We start from the raw sequence: 15497 nt of genomic DNA on the forward strand, positions 1-15497 counted from the left end.
CCGGGGGACGGTGTGCCGCCCCTGGGGGAAGCAACCCCGCCGGGGCCACCCGGGTTGCAGGCGCCCCGGCGGCGGGCCTGCGGGACGCGGCGCCGCCTCAGCCGGCCGGGCGCTGCCGCGCCGCCGCCGCCAGCACGTCATACACCGCCATGCTCAGCCGGCTGACGCTGAAGGGCTTGGCCACCACCAGCACCGGCGCGCCGGCCTCGGTGTGGCGCAGCGGCCCCTCGCCGCGCAGCGGCCGCGGCGCCGCCTCGGGCCGCGCCGTGACATAGACGATCGGCACCCGCGGCGGCGGCGTCAGCCAGATGCCGCGCGGCTGCAGGTCGGACAGGATCAGGTCCGGCGGCGGCCCGGCCAGCAGCAGCTCGGCCTCGCGCGGGGTGCTGGCGATGCCGCGCACCTGGTGGCCGAGCTCGCGCATCAGCAAGGCGAGGTCGAGCGCGGTCACCGCCTCATCCTCCAGGATCACCACCTCGGCCCCGGCGGCGACGCGCAGCCCGGTCCAGCTGGCCGAGAGCGCCCGGCCGACCCAGCCGGCGCCGCGCCGCAGCACCCAGCCCACCTCCTCGGTGCCGAAGCCTTCCAGATGGTGCAGCAGCAGGGCCTGCCGCCGCTGCGCCGGCAGGCCCTGCAGCCGGCGGCGCAGCCATTGCCGGGCCAGCGCCTCGGGCAGCGCCTCCTCGGTCAGCGCGGCCTGGGCGCGCTGCGCCAGCGGGCCCAGCGCAGCCTCCAGCGCCGGCGCCGACGCCTCGGCCACGCGCAGCTGGTCGTGGAAGGCGCGGAACAGCAGCAGCCGCGGCGGCGTATCGGCGGGCGGGCCGCGCTCCATCTCGTCCAGCAGCTGGTGCAGCGCCGCCTCCATGGCGCGCTCGGCCAGCATCTGCGTCTCCACCGCCGCGCGGGCATAGCGGCGCAGCCGCAGCAGCAAGGCGCTGGCCTCCTCGAAGGTCAGCCTCATCCCCTCCTCCCCGGCCATGCGGCGCGATTCCGCATGTCCCGCGGGCACGATCCCGCGTGGAACCGGTTTTTCCAGTCGAGCCGGCCGCGAAAAATCGCTAAGCTCCCACAAGAATGCGTGAGGCTTCCTCGTGACCACCAAGAACGGCGCCGCCGCGCCCCCCTCGCAGGACGAGGCCAGCCCGGAGGGCGTGGCCGCTCCGGCGCCGCGCCAGACGCCGCCGCAGGCCGGGCAGCCGGGCGCCGGCGCGCCCGCGGCCCAGGCCGGGGCGCCCCCCGCCGGGCCGCCGGACGCGCCGCCCGAAGGCGCCGAAACGCCGGACGCCGCCCGCAAATGGATCGATGACCGGGTGCGCGAGGCCTATCACCAGGCCGAGCAGGAGCCGCTGCCCGCCCATCTCGTCGCCCTGCTGCGCCGGTTCCGCTCGCCATCCCACTGAGCCTTTCACCGCCGCACCCATGACCCGGGCGCCGCGTCGCGGCCGCCGGGCAGGGTCCATCGCCCGGGCCTGCCTGCCCGCGCTCCTGCCCTGCAACGCATCAGGCGGCGGCGGGATGCCGCCGCCCGCCCGCCCTGGGGGCGGCCCCGTCGCGCCGCCGCCGCCGCAGCTTCGCCGGAGTGTCACCCTTCCGCCACGCGCCTGACGCCATCGTGGGTCCAAAGCCTGCGACGCTTCATCGCGGAGTCACGGAATGCCCGACGCGTTGCCGTCCAACCCCCTGCCGCCCTCTCCCGCCCGCCACACCGCGAATGCGGCGCTGTTCCTGCGCCGCTGGATGGCCAACCCGCTGCAGATGGGCTCGATCGTCCCCTCCTCCCCCAGCCTCTGCCGCCGCATCGCCGAACGGGTGCAGCGCGGGCCGCAGGATTACGTGCTGGAGCTGGGCGCCGGCACCGGCGTGCTGTCCCGCGCCCTGCTGGAACAGGGCGTGCCGCCCGAACGGCTGGTGGTGGTGGAGATCGTGCCCGACATGGCCGCGCATCTGCGCCGCACCCTGCCCGGCGTGCGCGTGGTCTGCGGCGACGCCTTCGCCCTGGCCGATTGCATCCCGGCCGAGGCCCAGGGGGCGCATCGGCACCGCCATCTGCGGCATCCCGCTGGTGCTGCTGCCGCTGGAACGCCAGCGCGCCTTCCTCGACAGCGTCGAGAGCGTGGCACCGGGGCGCGGCTTCCTGCTCTACAGCTACTGCATCACCTCGCCCCTTCCCTGGCGGAAGCTCGGGCTGGCGGCGCGGCGCGAAGCCTGGACACCGCGCAATTTCCCGCCGGCCAGCGTCTGGCGCTACACGCCGGTGGCGTAGACACAAAAAAAGGCAGGGGGAAAAGTGTTCCCCCTGCACCCCCTTCCTTTCTGTCAGGGCCGGCCGCCGCTGGCGGCCGGCATCAGCCCTGCAACGGCACCAGCTGGGCACGGAACTGCGCGGCGCAGGCCTGCCAGGAGAAGCCCTCGGCGCGCGCCCGGCACGCGGCGCGGTCCATCGCCAGGGCGCGCAGACAGGCGGCGCGCAGATCCTCATCCAGCGCGCCCACCGGGGCATCGCCCAGCACGGTCAGCGGGCCGGCCTCCGGATAGGCCGCCACCGGCGTGCCGGCGGCCAGCGCCTCCAGCAGCACCAGCCCGAAGGTGTCGGTGCGCGAGGGGAAGACAAAGGCATCGGCCGAGGCATAGCAGGCGGCCAGCGCCTCGCCATGCCGGAAGCCGGTGAAATGCGCCGCCGGGAAGCGGCGCTGCAGGCTGGCGCGCAGCGGCCCGTCGCCCACCACCACCTTGCTGCCCGGCAGGTCGAGCGAGAGAAACGCCTCGATGTTCTTCTCCGCCGCCAGCCGCCCGGCATGCAGGAAGATCGGGCGCGGCAGGCCGGGGAAGGCCTGCGGCAGGTCGGGGCGGAACAGCGCCGTGTCGACGCCGCGCGACCAGTGGCGCAACCCGCCGAAACCCTGCGCCGACAGTTCCTGCCGCAGCGCCTCGGTCGCGACGAAGGTGCCGGCGCCGGCGGCGTGGAAGCGCCGCAGCACCGGCCAGGACAGGCGTGGCGACAGGCCGAACCGCGCCGCCAGGTAATCCGGGAAGCGGGTGTGGAAGGCGGTGGTGAAGCGCCAGCCCCGCGCCCGGCACAGCCCGCGCATCGCCCAGCCCAGCGGGCCCTCGGTCGCGATATGCACCGCCTCCGGCGCCGCCCGCTCGACCAGCGCGGCCAGCTTCCGGCGCGGGAACAGCGCCAGCCGCAGCCCGGGCTCGCCCGGCACCGGCAAGGCGGGGAAGCGGTCGGGGCCGATCACCTCGACCGTGTCGCCGCCCTCGCGCAGCGTCTCGGCCACCATGCCGAGGGTGCGCACCACGCCATTCACCTGCGGCGTCCAGGCATCGCTGACGATCAGCAGCCGCATCGCCCGCTGCCCCGCCCCCTGCCGCACCGGGATGTAGCCGCTGCCGTCAGGCATTGGCGGCGGCCACCGGCGCCGGCAGGGCGCGCGGCGCGCCATGGCGGCGGCGCTGCTCCGCCGCCCAGTCGATCAGCTCGAAGCGGCCATCATCATGCTCGACCAGGGCGGTGCAGCTCTCCACCCAGTCGCCATCATTCATGTAGAGGATGCCGTTCACCTGCCGCATCTCGGCATGGTGGATATGGCCGCAGATGACGCCATCGACGCCGCGGCGGCGGGCCTCCTCGGCCAGCGCCACCTCGAAGCGGTCGATCGCCTTCACCGCCTCCTTCACCTGGCGCTTCAGCCACTGGCTGAGCGACCAGTAAGGATAGCCCAGCCGCCGCCGCACCGCGTTGAACCAGCGGTTCAGCGCCAGCGCCGCGTCATAGGCCCAGTCGCCCAGATGCGCGAGCAGCGTGGCATAGCGCACCACGCTGTCGAACTCGTCGCCATGGATCAGCAGGAAGCGCCGCCCATCCGCCGCGACATGGATCGCCTCCCGCACCAGCGAGACCCCGGCGATCTCGAATTCCGGCCCGGCCCAGTCGCGGAACACCTCGTCATGATTGCCGGGGATGTAGGTGACGCGGGTGCCGGCGCGCGCCATGGCCAGGATGCGGCGGATCACCTGGTCATGCCCCGGCATCCCAGTACCAGGAGCGGCGCAGCCGCCAGCCATCGATGATGTCACCCACCAGATAGAGCTGGTCGCATTCGACGCGGGACAGGAAGTCGAGCAGCAGGTCGACGCGGCAGCCGCGCTGCCCGAGATGGGTGTCCGAGATGAACAGGGCGCGGTAGCGGCGCGGGGCGGGGCTCGGGGTCATGCCGGCTTCCCTCGGCTGGTCCCCGGCCCCGGCGAGTCCGCCGGGCAGCCGGGGCGTTGCGTGCGGGCAAGCCCATATCCGAGCCATGCGACGATGCCGTGACACCGGCGTGACGTTTTGCCAGCGATCAGGGCGCGAGCGCCGATCGTGGCCGCGCAACCACGGCGTGCAGCCGGCTCAAGCCCCGCCGGCCGAAGCCCCGACTGCCGGAAACCCGACTGGCAGAGACCCGACTGCCAGAGACCCGCCTGCTAGAGGCCCGCCTGCCAGTCGCGGATCGCCGGCACCGGCCAGAGCAGCATCAGCACGTTCAGCGTCAGATTGTCGCGGATGACGATCAGCGCCACCAGCTCCATCGCCAGGCCGAGCAGCAGCGACACCCGCCAGGGCAGCTTCGCCGCCAGCCAGAAGCCGAAGAGCATCCAGCCATAATCGGCCACCGAGTTCAGGATGCTGTCGCCGGTATAGCCCGCCGCCGCGGTGGCGCTGCGGTAGCGCTCGATCACCGCCGGGCTGTTCTCGGCGATCTCCCAGGCGGCCTCGACCAGCGCCGCCAGCACCAGCCGCAGCCCGACGGGGCGGCGCGGCAGCAGCCAGGCCAGCAGCGCGTAGAAGATCAGCCCGTGCAGGATGTGCGACGGCGTGTACCAATCGGCGATGTGCTGCGAGGTGCCGGCATCATTCGCCGCGCCGTGCCAGAGCGAGACATGGCCGCATTCGCAGATCGGGTTGCGGCCCATGGCATAGAGCACCAGTGCCATGACCAGCGCGATGCCCAGCACCGCGAGCAGGGAGCGCCTCATGCGCGGCGATTTGGGGCAGAGGCGCGGCGCGCATAGACTGCGCCCCCGCAGCGCCGCAGCAGGACCATCGACAATGCGCCTCTCCCCTCTCCAGCGGACCGCCGCGCCGGCGGCCATGGCCCAGCATAGCCGGGGCGCGGCGTCCTGCACCTCACCCTGCCGCGCGCGGATCAGCGCGTGAGCGGCCTGCCCTCCCGCTCCGCCTGGCGCGGGCCGGCGGCGCCGCTGCTGCTCGCCGCGCTGCTCGCTCCGCTGGTGGCGGTGCTGCAATCCAAGGCCATGGCGCCGCTCGGCCTGGTGGCGCTGGCCGCCTGCCTGGCGCTGGCGCGCTGGCGGCAGGGGCGCTGGCCGCGGCCCGGCGGCGCCGCCCTGGCGGCCGGGCTGGCGCTGGCCCTCTGGGCGGCGCTCACCGGCCTCTGGGCGCCGGAGCCCGCGCGCTCGGTGCGGGAGGCGGCCTCGCTGGCGGGGATCCTGCTGCTGGCCGCCGCCGTCGGCACGGCGCTGCGGCGGGAACCCGGCGCGGCGACCGCCCTGGCGCGCGCCCTGCTGGCGGGCCTGGCCCTCGGCCTGGCCGCCGCGCTGTTCGACCATCTCAGCGGCTCCGCCCTGCGCGCCGCCGTGCGCGGCCTGAAGGAGATCCCGCCGCAGCTGGCCTTCGGGCTGAAGCCGGCGGTGTCGGTGATGGCGCTGCTGTTGCCGCTGCTGGCCAGCGCCCCCTGGGCGCGGCGCTGGCGCGCCTTGCTGCTGCTGGCCGGCACCCTCCTGCTGCTGGTGCTGCCGGGCGACACCGCCAAACTGGCGGCGCTGGCCGGGCTGGCGGTCGCGCTGCTGGCGCTGGCCTGGCCGCGCGGCGGGCGCGGCCTCGGCCTGGCGCTGGGCGCCGCCATGGCGGCGGTGCTGCTGGCGGTGCCGCTGGCGCTGGGGCCGGCGCTGCAGCGTGTGGCGCCGGTGGTGGAGCGGCTGCCGCCCTCGGCCATCCACCGGCTGGTGATCTGGCAATTCGGGCTGGAGCGCGCGGCGGAGAAGCCGCTGCTGGGCTGGGGCATGGAATCGGCCCGCGCCATCCCGGGCGGCGACGCGGCCCCCGACCCCGCGCATCTGGCGGCGCTCGGCGTGCGCAGCCCGGCGCTGCTGCAATGGTTCGCCGCGCCGCATCTGACGGTGATGCCGCTGCATCCGCACAATGGCCCGCTGCAGATCCGGCTGGAGCTGGGCTGGGTCGGCACCGTGCTGGCGGCCCTGGCCCTGCTGCTGCTGGGCCTGGCCGCGGGGCGGCTGGCCCTGCCGGCCGGGGCGCTGGGCGCGCTGGCCTCGGGCTTCGTCACCTTCCTGGCCAGCTTCGGCGCCTGGCAGCCCTGGTGGCTGTGCAGCCTGGGCCTGGCGCTCGCCATCGGCCTGGCGCTGGCGGGCCGCACCCCGGCACCGGGTGACGCCGCGGCGGCCGGCAACCGAGGGTTGTCGCGACCGTCCTGAAGCCCCGCGCAGCCCCTGTCCGGCCTGCACGCATAAAAGGTGCCTCTCGGACTTGTGCTCGCATAAGGTGCAAAGGTAAACGTTGTTCTATCGAAAGCGCGCGGATTCCCCGCGCGCCCGGACAGGACCGCTCAGGCAGCACCATGTCGCCGCTCGGAAGGCGCAGCCTCTTCGCTCTCTGCACCGCAGTGATGACGGCCGTGCCCCGCCTGCCCGGCCATGCCGAGTTCCGCGGCACGCCGACCCTGGGCGGGCAGGAGGAATGGGCCGAGTTCAAGCGCCGCTATCTCGAGCCCTCCGGCCGCATCATCGACACCGGCAACCGCAATGTCTCGCATTCCGAAGGCCAGGGCTGGGCGCTGGTGCTGGCCACCGCCTATGACGACCAGCCGGCCTTCGACCTGATCTATCGCTGGACCCGGCGCGAGCTGCGCCGCCCCTATGATTCGCTGACCGCCTGGAGCTGGAAGCCCGACCGGCCGCGCGCCGTCGAGGACACCAACAACGCCACCGATGGCGACATCTTCATCGCCTGGGCGCTGAGCCGCGCGGCGCATCGCTGGAAGCGGCCCGAGCTGCGCGAGGAGGCGCGGGCGATCGCGCAGGATCTGCACCGGCTCTGCGTGCGCGATGTCGATGGCCGCGCCGTGCTGCTGCCCGCCGCCTTCGGCTTCCAGCATCCCGGCTATGTGGTGGTGAACCCCTCCTACTACATCTTCCCCGCCTTCCCGGTGCTGGCCCAGCTGCACCCCGAGGGGCGCTGGGACGAGCTGCACCGCAACGGGCTGGAGCTGCTGCGCGATGCCCGCTTCGGCCGCTGGGGCCTGCCGGCGGACTGGGTGCGGCTGGCCGATGGCCAGCGGCCGCGCCCGGCCTGGGGCTGGCCGCCGCGCTTCTCCTACGACGCGATCCGCGTGCCGCTCTATCTGAGCTGGGCCGGGCGGCAGGATGAGCCGGCGGCGCAGGCCGCGCTCTCCTTCTGGACCGCCTTCCCCGGCGGCATGCCGGCCTGGACCGAGTTCACCGCCAACAGCATCGCCCCCTATGCCGCCGACACCGGCATGCGCTCCATCGCGCTGCTGGTGGCCGATCCGGCGGCAAGGGCGCGCGATCTTCCCCCCGTCAACGCGGCGAGCGACTATTATCCGGCCGCGCTGACGCTGCTGTCGCGCCTGGCCGCCTTCGAGCGCCCGCCCATGGCGTGAGCCGCGGGGCCGGCCCGGACCGGCCCCGGTGGCGGCGCTTTCGCGGCGGAATGGATGTCGATGTCCCTGGCCCCTCCCACGGCGAATGATGCGGGCCCGCTCGGCCCCTGGCGGCGGCTCGGCCTGCTGCTGGGCGGCCTGGCGGCGGCGGTGGTGCTGGGCGTGCTCGCCCTGCAGTTGGCCGCCGACCGGCGCGATGTGCTGCAGCGGGCGCAGCTGGCGCTGACCGCCTGGTCCGCCGTGCTGGCCGATCGCAGTGCCAGCCAGCTGCGCGGGCTGGAGCAGGCGCTGGCCAGCCTGGCCGAGCTGCCCTCGGCCGAGATCCCCACCGCCCTGGCGCTGCGCGAGTCGCTGCTGCCCCCCGGCGTCGCGCTGCTGGTGCTGCCGCCGGGCGCCGCGCCGCTGGCCACGCCGCGCGCCGCCGCCTATCTCGCCGGCTTCGAGCGCGGCGCGCTGGAGGCGCTGCGGCGCCAGGCGGCGGGAGCGCCGCCCGGCCTCGGCCAGCCGCTGCGCGCCACCATCGGGCCGCTGCTGCCGCTGTGGCGCGGCCTGCCCCAGGGCGCGCTGGCCATCGCCCTGCTGCCGTTGCGCAGCATCGAGGGCGGCTATGCGGCGCTGGATCTGCCGGAGCGCATCCAGGTGGCGCTGCTGGATGCCGAGGGGCGGCTGCTGGCGGCGCATCCGGCCCGCCCGGCCGGGCTCGGCCAGGCCTGGCCCGGGCTCGACGCCGCCGCCGTGCTGCAGGCCAGCCCGCTCTCCTGGTCCGGCCGCCTGGCCGCCCTGCCCGGCGAGGGCGCGGCCGGCGGCGCGCCGCTGAAGGCGGTGGCGACCGCCCTGCCCGGCCTGCCGGCGCTGCTGCTGACGGCGCGCAGCGAGGCCGCCATCCTGGCCCCCTGGCGGCACCAGGCGCGCTGGAGCCTGGCGCTGGCCGCGCTGGCGCTGCTGACCGCGGCGGTGGCCGGGCTGCTGCTGCTGCGCCAGGCGGAGCGGCAGCTGGCGGCGCGGCGCGACGCGACGCGCCGGCTGGACGCGGTGGCGGCCGGCGCCGCCGGGCTGACCACGCTGGACCTGCAGGCGCTGCTGGGGCGGCTGGCGCCGCTGGCGCGCCAGGCGGCCGATGCGCGCATGGCCATCCTGCTGCTGCGCGGCGCGCCGCCGGCGGTCAGCCTGGCCGAGCGGCATGGCCTTTCCCCCGACCAGCAATCCCGCCTGCTGGCGCTGGCCGCCGAGCCGGCGCTGCAGGGGGCGGAGGCGCCGGTCGCCCTGCCGGCCCTGCCCGGCAGCGCCCTGCCCGATGCGCTCTGCCTGCCGCTGCGCGGCGTCGGCGGCACGCCGCTCGGGCTGATGCTGCTGGTGGCCGGCGCGACCCCCTTCGGGCCGCAGGACCGCGAGGCGCTGGTGCCGCTGGCCCGCATGGCCGAGGGCGCGCTGCACCACCGCGCCCGCTTCGAGGCGATGCTGGCCGCGCTGCGCCGCGAGGAGGCCGGCCATGCCCGCGCCACCACCGCGCTGGACGCGCTGGAGGAGCCGGTGCTGCTGGCCGACCTCACCTGGCAGGTGGTGCTGGCCAACCGCGCCGGCCGTGCCCTGCTGCCTGCCAGCGCCCCCGGCGGCGCGCCGCCCGGCCTGTGGCAGGCCTGCCCCTGCCTGGCGGCGCCGGAGCCCTTCGCCGCGCTGCAGCGCGTCGCCGCCAGCGGCGCGCCGGCGCGGCTCCGCCTGGCCCTGCCGCAGGGCGGCGAGGCGCTGCTGCGCGCCTGGCCGGCCGGCGAGGGCGTGGCGCTGAGCCTGCAGCCTCTGCCGCAGCCGGCCCTGCCCGCCCCTGCCGCCCCGGAGGCGCCGCCGCCCCCCGCGGCGCGGCCGGCGCATCTGCTGCTGGTCGAGGATGAGGATCCGCTGCGCGACCAGCTGGCGGCCACGCTGCGCGGCCTGGGCTATGCGGTGACCGCCGTGCCGGACGCGCCGGCGGCGCTCGGCGCCCTGGCCGAGGGCGCGGCGCCGGACCTGCTGCTGGCCGATGTGGTGCTGCCCGGCGGCATGAGCGGCGTCGGCCTGGCGCGGGCGATGCGCAGCACCCGGCCGCAGCTGCCGGTGCTGCTGATCTCGGGCTTCGCCGCCGGCCTGGCCGAGGCGCCGGACGCGCTGCCGCTGCTGCCCAAGCCCTGCCCGCTGCCGCAGCTGCAGCGCCGGCTGCAGGAGCTGCTGGTCCCGCGCACAACGATATGATGCCCCCCGCCCGGGCCATGGCCGCATGATGCCGATGCCGTGAGCCACAGCATGACCCTCGACGCGGCCGGCGCGGCCGCCCCGCCCCTCGACCCGCCGCCCGGCCCCTCCGCGGGCCAGCCCTCCGCCCCGCCCTGGCAGGATGGGCTGACGCGGCAGAGCCTGCGCCTGCTGGCGGCGCTGCGCCGGCACCACCCGCCGACCGCCGACCATTCGGTGCGGGTCGCGACCGTGCTGCTGGCGATCCGCGCCCGCCGGCCCGAGGCGCTGGGGGAGCCCGCCCGGGTCGCCGCCGCCGGGCTGCTGCATGATCTGGGCAAGCTGTTCCTGCCGGTCGGGCTGCTCGAATCCGACCGCCGCCTGACCGAGGCGCAGATGCGCCGCATGCGCGCGCATCCCGAGACGGGGGCGGAGACGCTGGCGGCGCTGGGCTTCCCGGCCGATGTCGTCGCCGTGGCGCGGCATCACCATGAACGCTGGGACGGCGCCGGCTATCCGCAGGGCCTGGCCGGCACCGCCCTGCCGCCGCTGGTGCGCGCCGCCTGCGTCGCCGATTCGCTGGTGGCGATGATCGAGCCCGGCCGCGCCTATCGCCGGCATCTCGACCTGCCGGCGGCGCTGCGCGAGATCCGCGCCTGCGCCGGGCGGCAATTCGACCCGGCCTATGCGGCGCTGATGACCGATGATCTGGCGCCGGCGCTGGAGGCGGGGCTGGGGCTGGAGGAGGCGCCGCCGCGCTGGCGCGCGGCGATGGCGGGGCAGCTGCCCTCGCCCCTGCTGGAGCACGCGCTGGGCCTGCCGCCCGGGCCGCGCTGAGGCCCGGCTTCGGGGCTCGGCGCCTGCCGCTCAGCGTCCGACGATCAGGGCCCGGCGATCAGGGCCCGGCGAACAGGGGGGCGATCAGCGCCCGCCAAGGCCGGGGATCAGCCCCGGCGGCAGGCCCTGCGGCAGCGACACCGGCTGGTAGCCCGGCGGCACCTGGAAGCGCGCCGGGTCCTGCGGGCCGTAAGTCACCTGCAGCGCCTCCAGGCTGCCGCTCTTGCCGTCATGCGTGCCGCTGGCGCGCAGCGCCACGCCATCCGGCGTCAGGCAGATCTCGCCCTGGCCCTCGCGCGCGGTGACGCGCCAATTGTCGCAGCGCAGCCCGGCCACGGTGGCGCTGCCGGCGCGCTCCATGCGGGCGCCGGGCGGCAGCTGGTCCAGCATCGGGATCGGCCCCTGGCCGGGCATGCGCACCACCATGCGGGTGGCGTCGATCACCATCTGCGCCCGCCCCGCGGGCACATCGGCCAGGATCCAGCCCGGCAGGCCCGGCGGCTCCACCCGCAGCCGCTGCTGCGCGGCCAGCCAGGCGGCCGGCACCTGCTGCGGCCCCTGATTGCCGCCCTGCACCCGGTAGAGCACGGCGACGTCGCGCGCCGGGCGCAGCCGCGCGGGGGCGGTGTCGGCCACCGCCGGCGGCCCGGCGAGCAGCAGGCCAGGCAGCAGCGCGGCGGCGATGACCCCGGCCTGGCGGGAAAAGGCCTGGCAGGAAAAGGCGGGGCGCGAAAAGCCGGGGCGGGAGGAAGCGGGGCGGCGATGCGGCATCGGGGTTCCTCCGGCGGCCATCTCGGCCAGGGATGGGCAACTGGAGCGGGGCCGGTGGCTTGCGCGGCCGCGCCGCCGGCCGCAGGCTGGCCGCCAAGGCTGTTCAAGGCCCATGACATGATGGAAGGACACTCCATGAGCAAGATCGCCGTGGTCACAGGCGCGGGAAGCGGAATCGGGCGCGCCGCCGCGCTGGCGCTGCTGGGCGCCGGCTGGCAGGTGGCGCTGGCCGGCCGCCGGGCGGAGGCGCTGCAGGAGACCATCGACGCCGCCGGCGAGGCCGCCCCGCGCTGCCTGGCGGTGCCCACCGATGTCGGCGACGCGGCCTCGGTGAAGGCGCTGTTCGCCGCCGTCGAGGCGAAATGGGGCCGGCTGGACCTGCTGTTCAACAATGCCGGGCGCGGCAGCCCCTCGGTCGATTTCGACGAGATCAGCGACGAGGATTGGTTCGGCGTGGTGGCGGCGAATCTGCACGGCGCCTTCCTCTGCGCGCGCGAGGCCTATGCGCTGATGAAGCGGCAATCGCCGCGCGGCGGGCGCATCATCAACAATGGCTCGATCAGCGCGCATGCGCCGCGCCCGGGCTCGGCGCCCTACACCGCCACCAAGCACGCCATCACCGGGCTGACCAAGTCGCTCAGCCTGGATGGGCGGAAATGGGACATCGCCTGCGGCCAGATCGATGTCGGCAATGCCGCGACGCCGATGACCGAGCGCATGATTCGCGGCGTGCCGCAGCCCAATGGCAGCATGCTGGCCGAGCCGCGCATGGATGTGGCGCATGTCGGCGAGACGCTGCTGCACATGGCGTCGCTGCCGCTGGATGCGAATATCCAGTTCGTCACCGTCATGGCGACGAAGATGCCCTTCATCGGCCGCGGCTGAGCCGGGGGCTTCGGCGGCAGGGGGCGGGAGGGATCCCGCCCCCTTTTCGCGTCAGTCCACCTGGGCGCCGGAGCGGCGCACCACCTCCGCCCAGCGGGCGATGTCGCGCTCCTGCACGGCGCGGAACTGGGCCGGCGTGGTCAGGGTGGAGGGGGTGATGCCCTGGGTGTCGACCAGCCACTGCCGGAATTCCGGCGCGGTGATGATCTTCTGGATCTCGGCATTCATCCGCGCCTGGATCGGCTCCGGCAGGCCGGGGGGCGCGAAGATGCCGTACCAGGTGCTGCTGTCGAAGCCGGGCAGGCCGCAGGCCTCGGCCACCGTCGGGACGTTGGGCAGGGCCGGCAGGCGCTGCGCCGTGGTCACCGCCAGGCCGCGCACCTGGCCCTGCTGGATATAGCCGATGGCCGGGCCGGACTGGTTGAAGAACAGGTCGACATCGCCGGCCAGCAGCGCGGTCTGCGCCCCCGGCTGGCCGCGGAAGGGCACATGCACCAGGTCGAGCCCGGCCACCTGGGCGAATTGCGCGCCGGCCAGATGGGTGGAGGCGCCATTGCCGGTGGAGGCGTAGTTCAGCGCCCCCGGCCGCGCCCGCGCCGCCTGCACCAGATCCTGGCAGCTGGCGAATTGCGGCCGCTTCTCCGGGCTGACGGTCAGCACATTCGGCACATCGCCCAGATGCGCGATCGGCGTGCTGTCCTTCACCGGGTCGAAGGACAGGTTGCGGTAGAGGCTGGCATTGATGGCGTGGGTGCCGGCCGTGCCGAAGAGGAAGAGATAGCCATCCGGCCGCGCCTTGGCGACCAGGTCGCTGGCGATGTTGCCGCCGGCGCCGGTGCGGTTGTCCACCACCACCGGCACGCCCAGGGCGCGGGTCAGCGGCTCGGCCAGCTTGCGGGCATAGATGTCGACGCCCGAGCCATTCGGGAAGCCGCCCATGATGGTGATGGGGCGGTTCGGCCAGGGGGCCTCCTGCGCCTGGAGCGGCTGCGGGGCGAGAGCAGCCAGGAGCGGGGCCAGCAGCATGCCTGCCAGGCCGCCGAGAAGCGCGCGACGTGTCGTCAAGGGAACCTCCACCGATGCGGGCGAAGGCTAGCCTCGCCCGGCACCGGCGGAAAACCCGCTGCCGCCCCGGAATGTTGCGCCGGGCTACGCGCCGCGCAAATCCTGTAGGCAGCGCGGCACCAGCGCGCCCAAACCAATGGCATGGCCGGCCAGCTGCTGGCGGATCTGCAGCGCCTGCAGCCGCGAGGCCTCCTTGGTCAGATCCGTATCCTCAAGTGCGCCCATCGCCTCATTCTCATGGTCGAGCCGTTCGAGATTCATCGCCAGCTGCGCCTCGACCTGGCGGCGCTCCAGCGTGAAGCTGTCGCGCGCCTCGTCGACCGCCATGCGCACCCGCTCGAAATGCGGCAGGTTCTGCATCGCCTCACGCCGGTCGGTCGGCGCGCGCGGCAGCAGCCCGGCGATGCCGTCCATGCGCTGCAGCGAAAGCGCCAGGCCGCTTTCCGGATCCGGCTGGCCCTGCAGCAGCATGGCGCCGACATTGCGGGAGGCGGCCAGCAGCGCCAGGATCTCATGGAAGGCGTGGCGGTAGCGCAGCACCGCCGGCTCCCAGGAGCTTTCGGGCAGGCTGGTCTCGCAGAGCAGGTTCAGCACCCGCCCGGCCTCATCCGTCAGCAGGGCGACATCGTCCATCACCTGGCCGATGACATCGAGCAGCGCCTTGGCGCTGCTGAGCTGCCGCCCGGTGTTGAGCAGCTGGTCGAGCTCCGCCAGATGACCCGGCGCCGGGCCGATCGGCGCCGGCCCCGCGCTGGCCAGGGCCGCGCCGAGGCCCGCCAGCCCCGCCGGCATCATCCCGGCCGGGCCGCCCGGCCGCGAGGAGGATGTGTCCATTGCCATGGTCGTCTTTCCCTTCAGCCGTTGCCGGCCGGCCCATCCTGGTCGGTTGCTCCGCGGCGCCCCGGCCCGCCCTGCGGCGTGCCCGGCCCCTGCCCGGCCATTGCGCCACTCTGCCGGGAAAAGGCTGAAGGAAGGATGAAGGCCACGCAGCATGCCGCGTGGAGGGGGCCGGAGAACGGAAAACCCCCGGCGCCTCGCGGCGCCGGGGGTTCCCGAAACCCAGCCGGAAGGGCGGATCAGCCCTTCAGGATGACGGCCTGGCGGCCGCGCTGGCCCTGGCGGACCTCCAGGGAGAGCTTCTCGCCCTGCTGGACATCCTGCTTGCCGGCGCGCTGCAGCACGGAGGAGTGCAGGAACACATCGGCCCCGCCATCATCCGGGGTGACGAAGCCGAAGCCGCGCACCTGGTCGAACCACTTGACGGTGCCGGAGACCGACTCGGTCGGGCCACCCTCGTCACGGCCGCCGAAATCGCGGCGCGGCGGACGGTCGCCGAAGCTGCGCGGGGCGCCGAAGCCGCCGCGATCGCCACCGCCGAAGCCGCCACGGTCGCCGAAATCGCGACGCGGCGGACGGTCGCCGAAGCCACCGCCGAAGCCGCCCGGGGCGCCGAAATCACGGCGCGGCGGACGGTCGCCGAAGCCACCGCCGAAGCCGCCGCGGTCGCCGAAGTCACGGCGCGGCGGACGGTCGCCGAAATCGCGGCGCGGCGGACGATCGCCGAAGCCGCCACGGTCGCCGCCGAAGTCGCGGCGCGGGCGGTCACCGGCCGGCGCGCCCGGGCCCAGCTTCCGCTCGAAAATCTTGGTGACCAGCCGGCGGCCCTGGCGGTCCGTGCCGATCTCGCAGACCAGCTTGTCGCCGGTCTCGGGCGGCTCAATTCCCGCCTCGGTCAGGGCCGAGGCGTGGAAGAACACGTCCTGGCCGTCCGGGCCCAGCACGAAGCCGAACCCCTTGCGGCCGTTGTACCACTTGACCTCGGCCTCGATGGCCCCGGCGCTGCCCTGCGAATCGTTATCCGGAAGCACTGCGTCTTATATCCGTAAAAGTGTGCGACCCCGCGGGATGCAGGACCGGCGCACATATCCTCGCACCCCCGGGCTGCGAATGCTAGTCGAATCGATGCGGTTCGGCAGGGAGAGCACGCAATATCTGCGCGCGATCCGCATGAGGGGGCCCCTGCCCCGTCTCAGGGCCGGC

16 protein-coding genes and 1 pseudogene are annotated in these 15497 nt (G+C 75.0%); 8 read left to right on the plus strand and 9 right to left on the minus strand.

The genetic code is table 11. The features are described 5' to 3' along the window. Nucleotides 1–97: 97 nt before the first annotated feature. Nucleotides 98–961, minus strand: a complete 864-nt coding sequence (locus tag QE401_RS09595) for a sigma factor-like helix-turn-helix DNA-binding protein (RefSeq protein WP_307137989.1) — start codon at nucleotides 959–961, stop codon at nucleotides 98–100. 130 nt (nucleotides 962–1091) lie between these two features. Here QE401_RS09595 and QE401_RS09600 point away from each other — a divergent pair, with 130 nt between their 5' ends. The 3 genes and pseudogenes from QE401_RS09600 (at nucleotide 1092) to QE401_RS09610 (ending at nucleotide 2263) form a co-directional block, all read left to right on the plus strand. Next, nucleotides 1092–1400, plus strand: a complete 309-nt coding sequence (locus QE401_RS09600) for a NepR family anti-sigma factor (protein WP_307137990.1) — start codon at nucleotides 1092–1094, stop codon at nucleotides 1398–1400. A 355-nt stretch (nucleotides 1401–1755) separates the two neighbouring features. After that, nucleotides 1756–1938: pseudogene (locus QE401_RS09605) on the plus strand (rRNA adenine N-6-methyltransferase family protein); the annotation flags it as partial. A 124-nt stretch (nucleotides 1939–2062) separates the two neighbouring features. After that, nucleotides 2063–2263, plus strand: a complete 201-nt coding sequence (locus tag QE401_RS09610) for a hypothetical protein (protein WP_307140290.1) — start codon at nucleotides 2063–2065, stop codon at nucleotides 2261–2263. A gap of 82 nt (nucleotides 2264–2345) precedes the next feature. Here the strand turns inward: QE401_RS09610 and QE401_RS09615 are convergent, their stop codons facing one another. From QE401_RS09615 to QE401_RS09625, 4 genes are all read right to left on the minus strand, one after another. Next, nucleotides 2346–3350, minus strand: coding sequence for a glycosyltransferase family 4 protein (locus tag QE401_RS09615; RefSeq protein ID WP_307140215.1), 1005 nt, complete (start codon nucleotides 3348–3350; stop codon nucleotides 2346–2348). 46 nt (nucleotides 3351–3396) lie between these two features. After that, complete coding sequence (locus QE401_RS09620; protein WP_475638081.1) at nucleotides 3397–4035, minus strand: metallophosphoesterase; 639 nt, start codon at nucleotides 4033–4035, stop codon at nucleotides 3397–3399. Continuing rightward, nucleotides 4022–4216 carry a hypothetical protein gene (locus tag QE401_RS23080; protein WP_475638082.1) on the minus strand — a complete coding sequence of 65 codons (195 nt, stop codon included), beginning with the start codon at nucleotides 4214–4216 and terminating at the stop codon, nucleotides 4022–4024. The genes QE401_RS09620 and QE401_RS23080 overlap by 14 nt, the downstream gene beginning before the upstream one ends. A gap of 251 nt (nucleotides 4217–4467) precedes the next feature. Beyond that, on the minus strand, nucleotides 4468–5019 hold the full coding sequence (locus QE401_RS09625) for a DUF2585 domain-containing protein (RefSeq protein WP_307137991.1): 552 nt from the start codon (nucleotides 5017–5019) through the stop codon (nucleotides 4468–4470). Nucleotides 5020–5196: 177 nt separating this feature from the next. On the opposite strand from QE401_RS09625, the gene QE401_RS09630 reads away from it, so the two are divergent. From QE401_RS09630 to QE401_RS09645, 4 genes are all read left to right on the plus strand, one after another. After that, nucleotides 5197–6492 carry an O-antigen ligase family protein gene (locus QE401_RS09630; protein WP_307137992.1) on the plus strand — a complete coding sequence of 432 codons (1296 nt, stop codon included), beginning with the start codon at nucleotides 5197–5199 and terminating at the stop codon, nucleotides 6490–6492. A 191-nt stretch (nucleotides 6493–6683) separates the two neighbouring features. Further along, a complete protein-coding gene (locus tag QE401_RS09635) occupies nucleotides 6684–7697 on the plus strand; it encodes a family 8 glycosyl hydrolase (protein ID WP_307137993.1) in 1014 nt (337 codons plus the stop codon). 60 nt (nucleotides 7698–7757) lie between these two features. Then, nucleotides 7758–9920: a response regulator gene (locus tag QE401_RS09640; protein ID WP_307137994.1), complete on the plus strand. Its 2163-nt coding sequence runs from the start codon at nucleotides 7758–7760 to the stop codon at nucleotides 9918–9920. 39 nt (nucleotides 9921–9959) lie between these two features. Continuing rightward, entirely contained in the window at nucleotides 9960–10736 is a 777-nt protein-coding gene (locus tag QE401_RS09645; RefSeq protein WP_307137995.1) for an HD-GYP domain-containing protein, read from the plus strand. Nucleotides 10737–10820: 84 nt separating this feature from the next. Here QE401_RS09645 and QE401_RS09650 read toward each other — a convergent pair whose 3' ends face one another. Next, nucleotides 10821–11507: a hypothetical protein gene (locus QE401_RS09650; RefSeq protein WP_307137996.1), complete on the minus strand. Its 687-nt coding sequence runs from the start codon at nucleotides 11505–11507 to the stop codon at nucleotides 10821–10823. Between the two features lie 135 nt (nucleotides 11508–11642). On the opposite strand from QE401_RS09650, the gene QE401_RS09655 reads away from it, so the two are divergent. After that, complete coding sequence (locus QE401_RS09655; protein ID WP_307137997.1) at nucleotides 11643–12392, plus strand: SDR family oxidoreductase; 750 nt, start codon at nucleotides 11643–11645, stop codon at nucleotides 12390–12392. A 51-nt stretch (nucleotides 12393–12443) separates the two neighbouring features. On the opposite strand, the gene QE401_RS09660 is transcribed toward QE401_RS09655, so the two are convergent. The 3 genes from QE401_RS09660 to QE401_RS09670 all read right to left on the minus strand — a co-directional run bounded on the left by QE401_RS09660 (nucleotide 12444) and on the right by QE401_RS09670 (nucleotide 15325). After that, nucleotides 12444–13457 carry a Bug family tripartite tricarboxylate transporter substrate binding protein gene (locus QE401_RS09660; RefSeq protein ID WP_307137998.1) on the minus strand — a complete coding sequence of 338 codons (1014 nt, stop codon included), beginning with the start codon at nucleotides 13455–13457 and terminating at the stop codon, nucleotides 12444–12446. Nucleotides 13458–13541: 84 nt separating this feature from the next. Beyond that, nucleotides 13542–14297: a hypothetical protein gene (locus QE401_RS09665; protein ID WP_307137999.1), complete on the minus strand. Its 756-nt coding sequence runs from the start codon at nucleotides 14295–14297 to the stop codon at nucleotides 13542–13544. Between the two features lie 236 nt (nucleotides 14298–14533). Then, entirely contained in the window at nucleotides 14534–15325 is a 792-nt protein-coding gene (locus QE401_RS09670) for a cold-shock protein (protein ID WP_256021441.1), read from the minus strand. Between the last annotated feature and the right edge of the window lie 172 nt (nucleotides 15326–15497).

The organism is Pseudoroseomonas cervicalis (assembly GCF_030818485.1).
Classification (GTDB): Bacteria; Pseudomonadota; Alphaproteobacteria; order Acetobacterales; family Acetobacteraceae; genus Pseudoroseomonas; species Pseudoroseomonas cervicalis_A.

Coding starts and splice junctions, on each gene's coding strand:
- QE401_RS09595 (WP_307137989.1), bottom strand. CDS start 961: ATGAGGCTGACCTTCGAGGAGGCCAGCGCCTTGCTGCTGCGGCTGCGC.
- QE401_RS09615 (WP_307140215.1), bottom strand. CDS start 3,350: ATGCGGCTGCTGATCGTCAGCGATGCCTGGACGCCGCAGGTGAATGGC.
- QE401_RS09620 (WP_475638081.1), bottom strand. CDS start 4,035: ATGCCGGGGCATGACCAGGTGATCCGCCGCATCCTGGCCATGGCGCGC.
- QE401_RS23080 (WP_475638082.1), bottom strand. CDS start 4,216: ATGACCCCGAGCCCCGCCCCGCGCCGCTACCGCGCCCTGTTCATCTCG.
- QE401_RS09625 (WP_307137991.1), bottom strand. CDS start 5,019: ATGAGGCGCTCCCTGCTCGCGGTGCTGGGCATCGCGCTGGTCATGGCA.
- QE401_RS09635 (WP_307137993.1), top strand. CDS start 6,684: ATGACGGCCGTGCCCCGCCTGCCCGGCCATGCCGAGTTCCGCGGCACG.
- QE401_RS09640 (WP_307137994.1), top strand. CDS start 7,758: ATGTCCCTGGCCCCTCCCACGGCGAATGATGCGGGCCCGCTCGGCCCC.
- QE401_RS09650 (WP_307137996.1), bottom strand. CDS start 11,507: ATGCCGCATCGCCGCCCCGCTTCCTCCCGCCCCGGCTTTTCGCGCCCC.
- QE401_RS09655 (WP_307137997.1), top strand. CDS start 11,643: ATGAGCAAGATCGCCGTGGTCACAGGCGCGGGAAGCGGAATCGGGCGC.
- QE401_RS09665 (WP_307137999.1), bottom strand. CDS start 14,297: ATGGCAATGGACACATCCTCCTCGCGGCCGGGCGGCCCGGCCGGGATG.